Here is a 15,547-nt window from a genome sequence, read left to right as displayed (position 1 = left end):
GCCCGGTCCCGCTCAGGCGTAGGCCACCCAGCCACGGAACGCTAGGCCTTGATAGAAGGTGGCGACATCGCGGAAGCCGGCCTCGGTCAGCAGCGTGGCTTCCTGTGCCGGATCGAGGATATGCAGCTGTGCATCCACCTGTGCCTGCGCGCGCGCGGCCTGCGTGGCAGGCAGGCCGGAATCGACCAGGAAGGCGGCGTAGCGGCCGAGCCAGCGCTGGCGCTCGCCGGCATCGGCCTGCGGCACGCTGAGGTGGGCCAGCACGAAGGGCGCGCCGGGCGCCAGTCGTGCACGTACCGCCTGCAGCGTCGGCAGGCGCTGGGCGGGCGGAATGAAATGGAAGGTCAGCAGCGAACAGGCACCCTCGCAGCGCACCTGCGGCGCATCGGCGATGGTGCCGGCATGCCAGTCGACCCGTGCCGCCAGGGGCCCGAGGGTCTGCCGGGCCAGGTCGAGCATGGCCAGCGACGGGTCGATGCCCAGGAAGCGCCAGCCCGGCTGATGCTCGGCGAAATGCTTCAGTTCCAGCCCGCCGCCAGCACCCAGCACCAGCATCCGGGCCTGCGGCCCGGCCCCTTCGGCCAGCAGCAGGCGCGTGCTGCGCTGCAGATCATGGAAGCCCGGCACCGCGCGCGGCGGACCTTCTGCATAGCGGGCGACGACATCGGGTTGGTCGAAGGGCGAGGGCGTGTCCATGTCTTTAATGTATCATCAATAGATACATGATGCGTGATGGCAGTGCCTGACCGGGATGCAGTGCCCGCCCCCGCGTTGCCTGTGGCTCAGCCGCGGCGGAAGGCGGCCGGCGTGCGTGCGCCCACGATGATCATGCGGATCATCGTGGAGATTTCCGTCACCAGTTCCGGGTCTTTTTCCGGGGGGAGATCCATCGCGCTGGCACCCATGGCGAACACCAGCCGGGTGATGGCCTTGGACACCAGTTCCGGCTTGTACAGCACGGCGCCATCGAGCGCGGCCAGGCGCACCAGGTCGTGCTGCAGTTCTTCCTCGAAGTAGTGCAGCTCGCGTTCCACCGCGTGCTTGAAGTCGTCCGAGCCGACGGCACCTTCGCGCAGCAGCACGTGCAGCAGCTTGTCGTCGGCGCGCAGCTGCTCGATGAAGGTTTCCACCGACACGCGCACCACGCTGGTGGCGGTGGAGGTGGCGCGCTGCCGGGCCTGGCCGATGATGGTGCGCAGCGAACTGCCGGCCAGGTCGATCAGGGCCACGGCCAGTTCGTCCATGTCGCGGAACTGCCGGTAGAAGCTGTTCGGGGCGATGCCGGCTTCACGCGCCACTTCACGCAGGCTGAGCGTGGACAGGCTGCGGTGCGGGCCGATCAGCTTCAGTGCGGCGGCCAGCAGGTCCTCGCGGCTCACGGAGCGGCGGGCAGGGCTGCTGGCATCTTCGGTCGGCGGCAGGGCGGTGGCGGGCATGGGGCATCCGGCGGGGCAAGGCTGAATCATACCCAATCCAGAGCAGAATACACCTGTATACACGGGTGTCCTTGCACCCGTATAGTGCGCTCCATGAACGCTGTCGCCCGTCCGCCCCTGCTGTCCCCCCGCCGCTGGCTGTCCCCGGCCCTGTTCGATTTCTGGGCCGGACAGCTCAATCCGTTGTGGACGCTGCGCGAGCCGATGGCGCGCCTGCTGCGACGCGAACCGGCCGGGGAGGGCGCGGCCACGCTGGTGCTGCGGGTGAACCGCCACTTCGCCGGCCTGCGCGCGGGCCAGCACGTGACCCTGGGCGTGGAACTGGATGGCCGCCTGTACCGGCGCAGCTACAGCCCGACCCAGGTGGGGCGGCGCGAACTGGCGATCACCGTGAAGGCGGTCGACGGCGGCCGCATCAGCCGGCACCTGGTGGCCCATGCACAACCGGGCGAACTGTTCCATCTGGACCAGGCCTTCGGTGATTTCCATCTGCCCTCGGCCGCGCCGGTGCTGCTGCTGGCCGCCGGCAGCGGCATCACGCCGATGCGCAGCCTGCTGCGCGAGGCCTGCCAGCGCCCGCTGGCCGCACCGGTGGACCTGTTCTACTGGGAGCGCACGACGGCGGCACAGCAGTTCGGTGATGAGCTGCGGGCCCTGGCCGCCGGGCAGCCGAACCTGCGCGTGCACCTGCTGGCTACCCGCGAGGGTGAGGTGCCGTCGCCGCGTATCGACACGCACCCGCTTGAGGTGGCCGGCGATGACACGCCGCTGGCGCAACGCCACGTGCTGGCCTGCGGCCCGGACGGGTTCGTGGCGGCCGCGCGCCGCCGCCTGGCGCACCAGGTGGCCGGTTTCCAGGCCGAAGCCTTCACCCCGCCGGCGGCGATGACCGGTGCCGCCGCCGAAGGCGAGGTGGCGCTGACCCTGGCCCGCAGTGGTCGCCAGCTGCGTGTGCCGCGTGGCCGCAGCCTGCTGGAAAGCCTGGAAGCGGAGGGCATCAAGCCGAAGCATGGCTGCCGCATGGGCATCTGCAATACCTGCACCTGCGCGCAGGTCAGCGGCCACAGCCGCCACCTGCGCAACGGCGACGTCCAGGCCGAACCTGCGCAGCAGGTGCGGATCTGCGTGAGCGCGCCGACCACCGACCTGACCCTGGATCTCTGAGGACTGCTGCTGCCATGACCCGCGCTACCGACCGTGCCCTGAGCCCGAGCGAACTGAAGGCCTTCGGCGAAGAGCTGGACGCGATCCGTGACCGCGTGCTGAGCGAACGCGGCGCAGCCGATACCCGCTACATCCGCCGCGTGGCCGCCGCCGTGCGCTGGTCCGGCGTGCTGGGCCGTGCGCTGCTGTTCCTGGGGGCGTTCTCGCCCCTGTTCTGGTCGCCGCTGCTGTGGCCGGCCTGCGTTGCCGGCACGCTGCTGCTGGGGTTGTCCAAGATCCTGGAGAACATGGAGCTGGGCCACAACGTGATGCACGGCCAGTACGACTGGACCGGCGACCCGAAGCTGGACGGCAACCGCTACGAGTGGGACATCGTCGCCACCGGTGACAACTGGCGCAAGACGCATAATTTCCGCCACCACACCTATACCAACGTGCGTGGCATGGACGAGGACATCGGCTACGGCCTGCTGCGCTTGTTCCCGGAACAGCGCTGGCGCCCGTTCTATCTTCTGCAGCCGATCATCGCGCCGCTGTTCGCGCTGCTGTTCCAGTGGGGCGTGGCGATCCAGGACCTGCGCATCGGCCGCTGGCTGCAGGGCCGCATGACCGGGCGTGCGCTGTGGCGTCACACCCGTCCGGTGGCCAGCAAGATGGGCCGCCAGCTGTTCAAGGATTATGTGTTCTTCCCGCTGCTGGCCGGGCCGTTCTTCCTGCCGGTGATGCTGGGCAACCTGGTGGCCAATGGCCTGCGCAACATCTGGACCTACGTCATCATCTTCTGCGGCCATTTCACCGCCGAATCGGAGACCTTCCCGAAGGACTGCCTGCGCCATGAATCGCGTGGCCACTGGTACCTGCGCCAGCTGCGTGGTTCGTCCAACATCCGTGGCGGTTTCGTGATGAACGTGCTGTCGGGCAACCTGAGCCACCAGATCGAGCACCATTTCTACCCGGACCTGCCGGCCAACCGCTATGCGGCCATCGCGGTGCAGGTGAAGGAGATCTGCCGCCGCTACGGCCAGCACTACAACACCGGCACGCTGCCGCGCCAGTTCGGCCAGGTGGTGTGGCGCATCCTGCGCCACGCGTTCCCGTCCAAGCCGCAGCGTGCACCGATGCCGGATGTGGTGCCGGCACCGGCCAACGCCGGGTAAGCGCCGCAGGCTGACATCCTCCTATCCGGCCGCCTTCAGGGCGGCCGGTTCGTTTCCGGGCAGTGCCTGCCGGTCCAGCCGGCGCAGGAACACCTGCATTTCCCGCCGCGCCTGCTGGTCGCCCTTGCTGCCGGCCACGTTCATGCCGCGTTGCCACGCCTCGCGCGCGGCCTGCGGTTGGCCACCGGCCAGCCACGCCTTGCCGAGCAGCTTCCAGGCCGCCGAATAGGCCGGGTCCAGTGCCACGCAGCGGCCCAGGTGGGTGGCGGCCATCACCGGGTTGCCGGCATCCAGCCAGGCCTTGCCCAGGCCGAAGCGCAGCAGTGCGCTGTCCTTGCCCGCAGTGAGCATCGCTTCCAGTGCCGCGATGTTCATGGCCGCATCTCGCTCAGCAGTTCCGCCGGACCGGCCTGGAAGCGGCCGCGATGGAACAGCAGCGGCGCGCCGCCCTGTTCGTGCACGGCGATGACGCGCCCGGCCAGCAGCAGGTGGTCGCCCACCGGCCATTGCGCATGGCGGGTGCACACCAGCTGCGCCACCGCACCGGCAATGCGCGGTGGCGACAGGGCATCGTCGTCACCCTCCAGCACCACGCCGTCAAAGCGGTGGCGCACCTGTGCATCGGCAAAGCGCCGTGCCAGGGCGGCCTGGTCCGCGCCCAGCACGCTGATCGCAAACTGTGGGGCGCGCTGGAAGGTGGCCAGGCTCTGCGCGTGAAGGGCCAGGTTCCACAGCACCAGCGGCGGCTGCAGCGAAACCGGCACGAAGGAATTGATGGTCAGGCCGACGGGCTGGCCCTGCCCATCGCGGGTGCAGACGATGGCCACCCCGGTGGGGTAGTGCCCGAGCAGGCGGCGCAGTGCCCGCGGCGGCATCGCCACCGAGGGCACCGGCTCGGGCAGGGGAAAGACCCCCGCCCATGGCCCGGCATGGTAGCTGTCGCCGGCGTTCATCCCGCGCGCACCTGGGCGTAGCGGCGGCCGACTTCATCCCAGTGGATGAGGTTGAAGAACGCGCCGATGTAGTCCGGGCGGCGGTTCTGGTAGTGCAGGTAGTACGCGTGTTCCCACACATCCAGACCAAGGATGGGGGTGTTGCCGGACTGCCCGGCCGCCGCGCCCATCAGCGGGTTGTCCTGGTTGGGGCTGCTTTCCACCCGCAGGGTGCCATCGCGGTCGCTGGTCAGCCAGGCCCAGCCGCTGCCGAAACGGGTCTGCGCCGCCTTGCTGAAGGCCGTGCGGAAGGCGTCGAAACCACCGAGATCGCGATCGATGGCCGCCGCCAGTTCGCCCTGTGGTGCACCGCCATTGGCGCTCAGTACGCTCCAGAACAGGCTGTGGTTGGCGTGACCGCCGCCGTTGTTGCGCACCACCGCGCGCACCGGTTCGGGCAGCGCATCGAGCTGTGCGATCAGCGCCTCCACCGGCTGCGTGGCAGGCAGCCCGGCCTGTTCCAGCGCGGCGTTGAGGTTGTTGACATAGGCCTGGTGGTGCTTGCTGTGGTGGATGTCCATGGTGCGCGCATCGAAGTGCGGTTCCAGGGCATCCACGGCATACGGCAACGGGGGCAGGGTGTAGGACATTGAAACCATCTCCAGGGGAGGCCGCGTGGGGCGGCCGGGGAGATGATTTATGCGACCTCAACCATTGTTGAGGTCAATGGTTTCATGCAGAGGATTGGGCCGCCGGTCAGCAACGGGGCCCGGTCCGGTCAGCCCTGCAGCCAGCCGTGGCAAGCGCCCTCGGCCTGCGTGCCGCACGCCTGCTGCATGCGCTGCTGCAGCCGGGCTAGCGTTTCGCCACCCTGGTGGGTGCGGCTCCAGTCCTGCAGCTTGCCGGCCAGGCGCTCGAAGCGCTGGCGCGTGCGCTGGTGGTAACCGGCCGGTTGCGTGCCCAGCTCGGCAATCAGGCTGTCGGTGGCCTGCTCGATGCCGGCGGCATCCTGCGGGGTCAGGCGCAGCAGGCCCTCCACGTACAGCACGCCCCACTGCACGCGCGTCGCCGGGCCCTTGGCGCTGTCGTAGGCCTTGTGCAGCCAGTCCACCGCCGCGGTCGTATCGCCACGCTTCTCGGCCAGCTCGGCCAGGTCGGGCATGTAGTAATAGGGCGCCGGGCTGCGCTTGAGCTCGGCCAGCAGCAGTGTTTCGGCGCCGGCATCATCGCCCACCTCGCGCAGCGCCTGCACGGCGGTGCTGATCGTGGCCTGGCGTTCGTGTTCGTCCTTCGCCGCTGCATCGGCGGCGGCCACGCGTGCGTGCACGGTGGTGACCAGGGCCGCCGGCAGCGGCGCATCCGGGCGCTGCTGCCGGGCCAGTGCCACTTCGGTCAGTGCGCGGCCCAGCGCATCGTCGGCACGGTTGCCACGGGCCGCATCGGCGCGCTCCAGTGCGGTCAGCAGCTGCTGGCCCAGCGTGGCGGTGCTGGCCGGGCCGCTGCTGGCCTGCTTCACCAGCGCAACGCCGGCATAGCCGAGCAGTTCGCGGTTGCGGCGCACTTCATCGGGGTTCGCCAGCACGGCCTGCAGCAGTTCGCGTGCCTGCGTCGGCGATGCACCGGGCGCCTTGGCCGTGGCCAAGGCCAGCAGGCCGAAGCGGCGCTGCAGGGCCGGTGCCGGCGCCACCTTGGCCAGTTGCTGCAGCACCTGGGCCGGGTCGCGCTCGCCGACCAGGCGGTTGGCATCCACTTCCCAGCCGTAGTCGCCGAGCACCTGCCAGTCTTCGGTGCTGAGCGTGGCGGGGCTGGCCAGTGCGATCTTCAGCGTTTCGGCCACCGCGCTGCGGCGGCCTGCGGCAACGGTCAGGGCACGGGTCAACTCGGCGCTGTCATTGCCACCGGCCACGCGGGTCAGTTCATTGCGCTGCGGGTCCAGCACGATCAGCGTCGGGTAGCCGCGCACGCCGAAGCGCTCGCCCCACGCCTGTGCGCCTTCCTCGTCACCATCCAGGTACACCGGCACGAACTTGCTGGTCAGGGCGATGAAGGCCGGGTCCTTGAACAGGCCGGCCTTGAGCTGGTTGCAGGGCGGGCACCACACCGCGCCCCAGTACAGCAGCACGGGCTTGCCGCTCTCGGCGGCTTCGGCGAAGGCATCGTCGACATCGCCCTGGCGCCAGGCGATCGCCGTGGCTGGCGCAGGCGCTGCCGCCTTGGTGCTGGGCGCAGACGTCGGGGCGGGGGAGCAGGCGCTCAGCGCCAGGGCAAGCAGCACGGAAGCAGCAACGCGCATCGGGAATTTCCAGGGGAAGAGGCAGGCGCCATCGCCTGCGCCCATTCTAGGAACGCCGGGCCCGCTGCCCGCGCCCTGGCTGATGCGTATTGGTGATGAGGCCTGCGCGTATCGGCATGAGTGCAGGCCGGCGTGGCCGCCCGGTCAGGCCGGGCGCGCGACATCGCCAGCGATGATCTCGGCCAGCCAGGCCATGAAGGCGGCAACGCGGCGTGGCAGGTGGCGGCGCTGCGCGTAGAGCAGGGTGACCGGCATCGGTTCGGCCACGCAGTCGGGCAGTACCTGCACCAGCGTGCCGTTGGCCAGCGCCTCGCGTACCCCCATCACCGGTACCTGGATGATGCCCAGCCCGGCCAGCGCTGCGGCGTTGTAGCTGTCCGAATTGTTGACCGTCAGCGCGCCCTGCATCGGCCAGCTGCGGTACTGCTCGCCATCGAAGTATTCAAACCCGGGCGAGCGCTGGCCCAGCGTGCCCACGTAATGCACCAGGGCATGTGCGGACAGGTCGGCCAGCGTGCGTGGCGTGCCACGGGCGGCGAGGTAGCCGGGGCTGGCGCAGTTGATGATGTCGATGTGCCCCAGGGGCCGGGCCACCAACGTACTGTCTTCCAGCGTGCCCACGCGCAGCACGCAGTCGAAGCCCTCGCGCACCAGGTCCACGCGGCGGTCGGTGGCGCTCAGTTCCACTTCCAGGGCCGGGTGCCGCGCCAGGAAGCGGGGCAGCTGGGGTATCACCAGGTGCCGGGCCATGCCGCCGGGCATGTCCACGCGCAGGCGGCCGGTCAGTTCGCCGGTCTGTGCCCGGAACAGGTGCTGCAGCTCGTCCATGTCATCGAGCAGATCGTGCGCCCGCTGCTGCAGTTGGGTGCCGTCGGCGGTCAGGTGCACCCGGCGCGTGGTCCGGTGCAGCAGCTGGGTGCCGAGGTCGGCCTCCAGCCGCTGGATGGCCTGGGACACGCTGGCCTTGGGCAGTCCCAGGGTGTCGGCGGCGCGGGTGAACGAGCCCAGTTCGGCCACGCGCAGGAAGGTGCGCAGGGTATCGAGACGGTCCATGGATTGTTCGTCATGTTTGAACAGTTAAATCAGGATCGCGCGATTTATGCGTGGCGGCAATCCCAATAGTCTGGCCACACTTTCCCGGACAGGTGATCTGCCATGACTGCTTCTTCCCGCATCGTCCTTGTTACCGGCGGCAGCCGCGGCCTCGGCCGCAACGCCGCACTGGCGCTGGCGGCCGATGGCGCCGATATCGTGCTCACCTACCGCGCGCAGGCCGACGCGGCGCAGCAGGTGGTGGCCGAGATCGAAGCGCTGGGCCGCCGCGCCGCCGCGCTGCCGCTGGACATGGCTGACAGCGCCGGCTTCCCGGCCTTCGCCACGCAGGTGCAGCAGGTCATCCGCCAGTGGGGCGGGGCCGGCCTGCAGGGCCTGCTCAACAATGCCGGTGAGGGCCTGTACGCGGCGATCACCGAGACCACCCCGGCGCAGTTCGATACGCTGGTGGCCGTGCATCTGAAGGGGCCGTACTTCCTGACCCAGGCGCTGCTGCCGCTGATGATCGATGGCGGGCGGATCCTCAACGTGTCCAGCGGCCTGGCCCGTTTCGCGCACATCAACAGCTCGGCCTACGCGATGATGAAGGGCGGCATCGAAGTGTTCACCCGTTACCTGGCCAAGGAACTGGGTGCGCGTGGCATCAGCGCCAACACGCTGGCGCCGGGCGCGATTGCCACCGATTTCGGTGGTGGCCGCGTGCGTGACGATGCGGCGACCAATGCCGCGGTGGCATCGGTGACGGCGCTGGGCCGGGCCGGCCGGCCGGACGATATCGGCCCGGTGGCCGCCGCGCTGCTGTCGCCGGCGACGGGCTGGGTGAACGCGCAGCGCGTTGAGGCGTCGGGCGGGATGTATATCTGAGGTGGGGCATCCACGCATGGCGTGGATCTACAGGAGCGCTATCCACGCATGGCGTGGATCTACGGGGCTGCGGTGCGTGGTCCGGTCATGGACAGGAGCATGGGCTGGTACACCAGCCCGTGGCTTTCGGCGATGTCACCGGCACGGGTGAAGCCGTAGCGCAGGTAGGCATCGACCGACGTCAGTGATGCGCTGACAGTCAGTGTATCGCTGCGTACTGAGGGCAGCAGTGCCTGCAGGAGCGCCCGGCCAATGCCGAGGCCCTGCAGGGCCGGTTCGACGAACAGCATCGCCAGATGCGTACCGGCGCGGAGTTCGATGACGCCGACCAGCTGCCCCGTCTGTTCGGCCACCCAGGCGGCATTGTCCTGCTGCAGGCGCGTGGCGAACGCGTCGGCGGTGGCAATGCCGTGGAACGTCGTGATGCCCTGCGTGCCCAGCGTGGGGGCGATACTGGCGGTGAACGCGGTGCGGCAGACCTGTGCGGCCGCTGCATGGTCGGCGGGCTGGATAGGGCGGATGGAATACATGGCGCTTCCTTCGCGGGGCGGGCCATCATGCGCAGGCGCCGGTTGATGTGTCGAGCGGACGACTGCCTGTGCACATGCATCGGTAACCGTCATCCACGCAGGGCGTGACATTGCAGGAGCGCCATCCACGCATGGCGTGGATCTACAGGACGCAGTCCACGGTGTGGGTTTGCGGGGCGGTCATCCACGCATGGCGTGGATCTACTAGGCTTGTGGCATGAGCATCCTTACTCGTGCTGCGGGCACGCTGTTTCCGCCGGGGCGGTTGAGCCTGGGCCTGATGACGCCGGTCGGTGGGCATGGCCTGGCCGACACCGCCGAGGCGCGCCGTCATGCGCGGTTGGCTGACGCGCTGGGTTTTGCCGCGCTGTGGACACGGGATGTGCCGTTGATGGTGCCGCAGGGACCGGACGCGACCGCCAGCGCGCTGGATGATCCCTTCCTGTGGCTGGGCATGCTGGCGGCGGCGACGCAGGACATCGTGGTGGGCAGCGCTGCGATCGTGCTGCCACTGCGCCATCCGCTGCAGGTGGCCAAATCCGCGTTGAGCCTGGACCGCATCAGCGACGGGCGGTTTGTGCTGGGCCTGGGCTCGGGCGATCGCCCGGAGGAGTTCGCCGCGTTCGGTGAAGACCTGGAGGGCCGGGGGCGGGTGTTCCGTGAGCGCTGGGCCGTGCTGCGTGATGCGCTGTCGCCCGAACCGGACGCACACGCGCGGGTGCGCGATGCAACGGGAGGCTTTTCCGTGCTGCCACCGCCGGCGTCACGTATTCCGATGCTGGTGGTAGGGACGGCACGGCAGAGCCTGCAGTGGATCGCCAGCGAGGCCGAAGGCTGGGCCACGTATCACCGCGAAGAGACCGCACAGGAAGGGCGCATCGGCCTGTGGCAGCAGGCGTTGCAGCAGCGCGGCGCGGGCAGCAAGCCATTCGTGCAGTCGATGCAGCTGGAACTGCTGGCCGATCCGCAGGCACCGGCGCAGGCCCTGCCACTGGGTCTGCGGGTGGGCCGTGACGGTCTGCTGGATTACCTGCAGCGCGTGCAGGCCCAAGGCGTGGCGCATGTAATGTTCAACCTCGGTACCGGCGCGCGCGATCCCGATGCCGTGATCCGCGAACTGGGCGAGCAGGTGCTGCCGGCGCTGGCGGCATAGCGGGCAGGCATGGTCATCTGGCATCGCATCTGCGTATCATTCGCGTTTATGTGATTGCCTGGAACCTGCCATGCCTGCACCGACGCCGTTGCATCCGATGGGGCGCGTGTTCGCCCTCGCTGCCTTTGCCGAGGCACTCACCTGGGCCGGGCTGCTGGTCGGCATGTGGCTGAAGTACGGGCCGCAGACCACCGAGGCGGTGGTGTGGCTGTTCGGCCGCCTGCATGGCGTGGCCTTCCTGGTGTACGTGGTGGTGGCGGTGCTGGCGGCCGTCCGCCTGCGCTGGCCATGGTGGGCGGCGGTGCTGGCGGTGCTGGCGGCGATTCCACCGCTGGTGACGCTGCCGCTGGAAGCGTGGTTCAAGCGTCGCGGTCTGCTGTCGGCGCGCACGCGCGGCTGAAGCCTCAGTCCATTGCGGCTGCCGCACTGCCTGCATCGGCATGCGCGGCCAGTGTCTCCACCAGCGCATCGAACACCACCCGGCAGCGCTGGCTGGTGCGCAGGTCTTCGTGCAGGGTGATCCAGGTGTCCAGCGCCACCTGCAGCTGGTCGGCCAGGACCGGTTGCAGGTCCGGCACCTGCGCGGCCAGTGCGTGCTGGCAGAAGCCGATGCCGGCACCGGCGCGGATCAGCATCCATTGCGCCACATCGCTGTCGACGCGGGTCGCGAACGCATCGCGGTCCCACTGCGGCAACGCCCGGCGGGCGCTGCGCAGGAAGGGTGTGTCCTGGTCGAAGCCGATCAGGCGGTGCGTGCCCAGCGCCTGCAGCGTGGCCGGTGCGGGGTGCTGCGCCAGGTAATCGCGATGGGCGAACAGGCCGACGCTGATCGTGCCGACCCGGCGTGCCACCAGCTGGTCCTGCGCGGGGCGGGTCATGCGCACGGCAATGTCGGCTTCGCGCCGCAGCAGGTTGTGCAGGTGGCTGCCCAGTACCAGTTCGATGCGCAGGCCGGGGTGCTGCTGCTGCAGGCGCGCGACCATGGCTGGCAGTACCAGCATGCCGATCACCTCGCTGGCGGCGATGCGCACCGTGCCCTGCACGCCGCTGCCCTGGCTTTCGGCGGCCCGGCGCAGCGCGGCGGCATGGCTGCGCATGGCCTCGGCATGTGGGCGCAGGGTCAGCGCCATGTCGGTCGGTAGCAGCCCCCCTTGCGAGCGGGTGAACAGGGCCAGCCCGAGGGCGGCCTCCAGCGCGCTGACATGGCGCCCGACCGTGGGCTGGCTGAGCCCCAGCGACCGTGCGGCGGCCGACAGCGAGCCGTCCTCGAGCACGGCCAGGAAGCTGCGGTAGAGATCCCAGTGGGCGGGGTTGTCCATGCATAAATGTATGGATGGCATGCCGATCCAGTCAATTCCTTTTGGCTGCCGGGCTGCCGACACTGGAGGCCCACACACGCACAGGCAATCGACATGAACCACGGGCAGACGGCATTGGTGCTGGGCGCGACCGGCGGCATCGGCGGTGAAACCGCGCAGGCGCTGAAGGCGGCAGGCTGGCGGGTACGGGCGATGGCGCGGCGGTTGCCCGCCGATACCGATGGGCTGGCGTGGGTGCAGGGCGATGCGCTGCGCGCCGACGACGTGCAGCGTGCCGCACAGGGCTGCGCGGTGATCGTGCATGCGGTCAACCCGCCGGGTTACCGTGACTGGCAGGTGCAGGTGCTGCCGATGATCGACAACAGCATCGCCGCTGCGCGCCAGGCCGGTGCCACCCTGGTCCTGCCGGGCACGGTCTACAACTACGGCCCGGACGCCTTCGCCAACCCGCACGAGCAGGCGCCGCAACACCCCGCCACCCGCAAGGGCGCGCTGCGGGTGGCGCTGGAAGAGAAGCTGCAGGCAGCGAGCGCCGAGGGCCTGCGGGTGATCATCCTGCGCGCCGGCGATTTCTTCGGCCCGCGTCCGGGCAACAACTGGTTCTCGCAGGGGTTGGTGAAGGCGGGCCTGCCGGTGGCACGCGTGTTCAATCCGGGCCTGCCGGGCATCGGCCACCAATGGGCCTACCTGCCCGATGCAGCACGGACGCTGGTGGCGCTGCTGCAGCGGCGCGCGCAGCTGCCGGCATTCGCGCGCTTCCACATGGCCGGGCACTGGGATGCCGATGGCCAGCAGATGGCCCAGGCCATCGCCGAGGTGGTGCAGCGCGTGCAGGGGCGGCGGCCGGCGGTCTGGCGCTTCCCCTGGTGGTCGCTGGCGCTGGCGGCACCGTTCAACACCACGCTGCGCGAGCTGCGGGAAATGCGCTACCTGTGGCGGGTGCCGCTGCACATGGACAACGCCGCGTTGCGTGCGGTGATCGGGCCGGAGCCACACACGCCGCTGGCCGAGGCGGTGGAAACCACGCTGCGCGGCCTGGGCTGCCTGCCGGCGCCGCTGCCGGCGGGGCATCGCGCAGCGTGAGCCGGGCATTGCGCAGTGGCCGTGCATGAACCGCACGGCCGGTGGCTGCAACAAATGAAAATGCGAGGTGTTATCATTTGCGGTGATAGCCACGTCGCGCACCGCGCAGACCAAGCCGATCAATCATGCGGGCCGTTCCGGCCCGTGACGTCATTCCTGATTGGTAGTGGTGGTCATGCGTTCCAGAGCGGTCGTTCCCAGTCTTCCTGCGCTTGTCTTCGCCGCCCTGGTGGGCACGATGGCGATGATGGCCTTCGTTGCGGTCATCGGCCCGGTGGTTCGCGTGCTGGGCATGGCCGAATGGCACGCCGGCCTGTCGGTGACCGCTGCCGGCGTGCTGTGGATGCTGGCGGCACGGCCCTGGGGCGCGCTGAGCGACCGCATCGGCCGCAAGCGCGTGCTGATGGTGGCGATGGCGGCCTATGCGCTGATCTATGTAGCGATGGCGGTGTTCGTCGATGTGGCGTTGGCCACGCTGCCGCCGGTGTGGCTGTGCGTGCTGGCCCTGGTCGGTGCGCGTGCGCTGGTCGGCCTGTTCTACGCCGCAGTGCCGCCGACGGCGGCGGCGCTGATCGCCGACCAGGCACCACCGGGGCAGCGTGCGGGGGTGATGGCCAAGCTGGGCAGTGCCAATGCGGTCGGCATGGTGATCGGTCCGGCCGCCGCAGGCTGGCTGGCCTGGCGTGATCTTTCCCTGGCGTTGTACGTGGCTGCGGTGCTGCCGCTGCTGGCGCTGGCCGTGCTGGCCTGGCGCCTGCCGGCAACGCCACCGGTGGCCGCCGCACAGGGCCCGCGGCCGCGCCTGGCGTGGTTCGATAGCCGCCTGCGCCTGCCACTGCTGGCGGTGTTCGCCGCGATGATCTCGGTGACCATCGCCCAGGTCACGGTGGGGTTCTTCGCCATCGACCGCCTGCACCTGGCGCCCGCCGAAGGTGCGCGCGTGGCCGGCCTGGCCCTGACAGCGGTGGGCGTTGGCCTGATCGTCGCGCAGGCGCTGGTGATGAAGCGCGAAGGCATCCGCCCGGCGCGCTGGATCGCGGTGGGGGCCTTCATTTCCGCCTTCGGGTTTGCGTCGGTCGCGTGGGTGCAGCAGCCCTGGCAGCTGCTGGCCGGCTATGCGCTGGCCGCGTTCGGCATGGGTTTCGTGTTCCCCAATTTCCAGGCGCTGGCCGCCGATTCGGTGCAGGCCCACGAGCAGGGCGCTGCCGCCGGTACCGTCGCAGCGGTGCAGGGCATGGGCATGGTGGTTGGGCCGTTGCTGGGCACCGTGCTGTACCGGGTCGGCATGAGCCTGCCGTACCTGCTGGTGGGCGTGCTGCTGCTGGGCCTGGCACTGGCCGCCGTCCTGCACCGGTCACGGGAGGCCGCATGAACGACGCACTGCACCTGCCCGCCGATGGTGAGGCAACACCGATGACAATCGACGAGGGGGCCGATACCGCACTGTTCCTGCTGCAGCAGGGCGATCAGTCCGTGCACGGCCAGGGCTGCCTGCGGCGCCTGCCCGCCGGGCCGTTGCAGACGCTGGAGGCACGCAGCCGTGCATTCTTCGCAGCACAGCGTGGCGGGCCAGGCGTGCTGGTGGGGGCGGTGCCGTTCGACCCGTCGCACGACGATGCCCTGCACCAGCCGGTGCGGTTGGCACCGGCATTGGCCTACACCGATACACCGCCGCCCGCGCTGGCCGGCGACGTGCAGGCCGAGCCGCCGGCGCAGGACTACGCCGACGCGGTGGCCCGTGCCGTAGCCGTACTGGCGGATGCCACGCAGCCGCTGGACAAGGTGGTGCTGGCGCGCAGCCTGCGTGTGCATACCCGCCAGCCGATGCCACCGCAGGCGCTGCTGGCACGGCTGGGCAAGGACCCATCGGTGGCGACCTATGCCACGCCGCTGCCGACCCTGCCCGGGCAGGCGCCGGCCTGGCTGGTGGGGGCCACGCCGGAACTGCTGCTGCGCAAGCGCGGTGCGCAGGTGCTGTCGCACCCCTTGGCCGGTTCGGCGCGGCGCAGCGCCGATGCCACCCAGGATGCGCAGGCCGCACAGGCGCTGCTGGCCTCGCGCAAGGACCATGACGAGCATCGCCACGTGGTCGAAGCGATCGTGGACGGGCTGGCGCCGTGGTGCACCCGCGTCGAGGCGGCGCCACGCCCCAGCCTGCATGCCACTGCGAGCATGTGGCACCTGGGCACGCGCATCCACGCCACCCTGAAGGACGCGGCGACCCCGGCCGCAACGCTGCTGGCGGCCCTGCATCCCACGCCGGCCGTCTGCGGCACGCCGCGCGCACCGGCACTGCAGCACATCGGTACGTTGGAGCCGCTGCCACGTGGCTTCTATGCCGGCGCGGTCGGTTGGCTGGACGCGCACGGCGATGGTGACTGGTATGTGGCCATCCGCTGTGCCCGCCTGCAGGGGCCCGAACTGCGCCTGTACGCCGGGGCTGGCATCGTGGCCGATTCCCAGCCCCAGGCCGAAGTGGCCGAGACCTCGGCCAAGTTCAGCGCGCTGCTGACCGCGCTGGGCGTGCGTGAGGCTGATCTTCCCGGAGCACAGGTGCCATGAC

17 protein-coding genes are annotated in these 15,547 nt (G+C 70.0%); 8 read left to right on the top strand and 9 right to left on the bottom strand.

Annotation, left to right across the window (positions count from 1 at the left end):
* Positions 1-12: 12 nt before the first annotated feature.
* Positions 13-696 (bottom strand): class I SAM-dependent methyltransferase, encoded by a 684-nt coding sequence (locus Q9R17_RS20160; RefSeq protein WP_308156356.1) that lies wholly within the window; start codon positions 694-696, stop codon positions 13-15.
* 86 nt (positions 697-782) lie between these two features.
* Positions 783-1,436 carry an HTH-type transcriptional repressor FabR gene (gene fabR / locus Q9R17_RS20155; RefSeq protein ID WP_308156355.1) on the bottom strand — a complete coding sequence of 218 codons (654 nt, stop codon included), beginning with the start codon at positions 1,434-1,436 and terminating at the stop codon, positions 783-785.
* Positions 1,437-1,529: 93 nt separating this feature from the next.
* On the opposite strand from fabR, the gene Q9R17_RS20150 reads away from it, so the two are divergent.
* Both Q9R17_RS20150 and Q9R17_RS20145 read left to right on the top strand, forming a co-directional pair.
* Entirely contained in the window at positions 1,530-2,600 is a 1,071-nt protein-coding gene (locus tag Q9R17_RS20150; RefSeq protein ID WP_308156354.1) for a ferredoxin reductase, read from the top strand.
* A 14-nt stretch (positions 2,601-2,614) separates the two neighbouring features.
* Complete coding sequence (locus Q9R17_RS20145) at positions 2,615-3,757, top strand: acyl-CoA desaturase (protein ID WP_308156353.1); 1,143 nt, start codon at positions 2,615-2,617, stop codon at positions 3,755-3,757.
* A gap of 21 nt (positions 3,758-3,778) precedes the next feature.
* Here Q9R17_RS20145 and Q9R17_RS20140 read toward each other — a convergent pair whose 3' ends face one another.
* From Q9R17_RS20140 to Q9R17_RS20120, 5 genes are all read right to left on the bottom strand, one after another.
* Positions 3,779-4,132: a hypothetical protein gene (locus Q9R17_RS20140; protein WP_308156352.1), complete on the bottom strand. Its 354-nt coding sequence runs from the start codon at positions 4,130-4,132 to the stop codon at positions 3,779-3,781.
* Positions 4,129-4,710, bottom strand: a complete 582-nt coding sequence (locus tag Q9R17_RS20135) for a flavin reductase family protein (protein ID WP_308156351.1) — start codon at positions 4,708-4,710, stop codon at positions 4,129-4,131. Before Q9R17_RS20135 ends, Q9R17_RS20140 begins: the two co-directional genes overlap by 4 nt.
* Positions 4,707-5,339 (bottom strand): superoxide dismutase, encoded by a 633-nt coding sequence (locus Q9R17_RS20130; protein WP_308156350.1) that lies wholly within the window; start codon positions 5,337-5,339, stop codon positions 4,707-4,709. The genes Q9R17_RS20135 and Q9R17_RS20130 overlap by 4 nt, the downstream gene beginning before the upstream one ends.
* A gap of 128 nt (positions 5,340-5,467) precedes the next feature.
* A complete protein-coding gene (locus tag Q9R17_RS20125; protein ID WP_308156349.1) occupies positions 5,468-6,982 on the bottom strand; it encodes a thioredoxin family protein in 1,515 nt (504 codons plus the stop codon).
* A gap of 144 nt (positions 6,983-7,126) precedes the next feature.
* Positions 7,127-8,035: a LysR family transcriptional regulator gene (locus Q9R17_RS20120; RefSeq protein WP_308156348.1), complete on the bottom strand. Its 909-nt coding sequence runs from the start codon at positions 8,033-8,035 to the stop codon at positions 7,127-7,129.
* A 102-nt stretch (positions 8,036-8,137) separates the two neighbouring features.
* Between Q9R17_RS20120 and Q9R17_RS20115 the strand changes: the two genes are divergently transcribed.
* The gene (locus tag Q9R17_RS20115) at positions 8,138-8,899 is read left to right on the top strand and encodes an SDR family oxidoreductase (protein ID WP_308156347.1); all 762 of its coding nucleotides are present in this window, start codon (positions 8,138-8,140) and stop codon (positions 8,897-8,899) included.
* A gap of 59 nt (positions 8,900-8,958) precedes the next feature.
* Here Q9R17_RS20115 and Q9R17_RS20110 read toward each other — a convergent pair whose 3' ends face one another.
* Positions 8,959-9,429, bottom strand: a complete 471-nt coding sequence (locus tag Q9R17_RS20110; RefSeq protein ID WP_308156346.1) for a GNAT family N-acetyltransferase — start codon at positions 9,427-9,429, stop codon at positions 8,959-8,961.
* A gap of 217 nt (positions 9,430-9,646) precedes the next feature.
* On the opposite strand from Q9R17_RS20110, the gene Q9R17_RS20105 reads away from it, so the two are divergent.
* Together Q9R17_RS20105 and Q9R17_RS20100 are read left to right on the top strand one after the other, a co-directional pair.
* Positions 9,647-10,582 (top strand): TIGR03571 family LLM class oxidoreductase, encoded by a 936-nt coding sequence (locus Q9R17_RS20105; RefSeq protein WP_308156345.1) that lies wholly within the window; start codon positions 9,647-9,649, stop codon positions 10,580-10,582.
* Positions 10,583-10,652: 70 nt separating this feature from the next.
* Positions 10,653-10,982, top strand: coding sequence for a DUF3817 domain-containing protein (locus tag Q9R17_RS20100; RefSeq protein WP_308156344.1), 330 nt, complete (start codon positions 10,653-10,655; stop codon positions 10,980-10,982).
* 4 nt (positions 10,983-10,986) lie between these two features.
* Here the strand turns inward: Q9R17_RS20100 and Q9R17_RS20095 are convergent, their stop codons facing one another.
* Positions 10,987-11,901, bottom strand: coding sequence for a LysR family transcriptional regulator (locus Q9R17_RS20095; RefSeq protein WP_308156343.1), 915 nt, complete (start codon positions 11,899-11,901; stop codon positions 10,987-10,989).
* A 93-nt stretch (positions 11,902-11,994) separates the two neighbouring features.
* On the opposite strand from Q9R17_RS20095, the gene Q9R17_RS20090 reads away from it, so the two are divergent.
* The 3 genes from Q9R17_RS20090 (at position 11,995) to Q9R17_RS20080 (ending at position 15,546) form a co-directional block, all read left to right on the top strand.
* Positions 11,995-12,984 (top strand): NAD-dependent epimerase/dehydratase family protein, encoded by a 990-nt coding sequence (locus Q9R17_RS20090; protein ID WP_308156342.1) that lies wholly within the window; start codon positions 11,995-11,997, stop codon positions 12,982-12,984.
* Between the two features lie 175 nt (positions 12,985-13,159).
* Complete coding sequence (locus Q9R17_RS20085) at positions 13,160-14,356, top strand: MFS transporter (RefSeq protein ID WP_308156341.1); 1,197 nt, start codon at positions 13,160-13,162, stop codon at positions 14,354-14,356.
* Entirely contained in the window at positions 14,353-15,546 is a 1,194-nt protein-coding gene (locus tag Q9R17_RS20080) for an isochorismate synthase (RefSeq protein ID WP_308156340.1), read from the top strand. The genes Q9R17_RS20085 and Q9R17_RS20080 overlap by 4 nt, the downstream gene beginning before the upstream one ends.
* Position 15,547: the final 1 nt, after the last annotated feature.

Source organism: Stenotrophomonas sp. 24(2023), assembly GCF_030913365.1.
GTDB lineage: Bacteria > Pseudomonadota > Gammaproteobacteria > Xanthomonadales > Xanthomonadaceae > Stenotrophomonas.
Note: the sequence above shows the minus strand (reverse complement) of the source record. Positions and strands in the feature narration are given on the sequence as shown.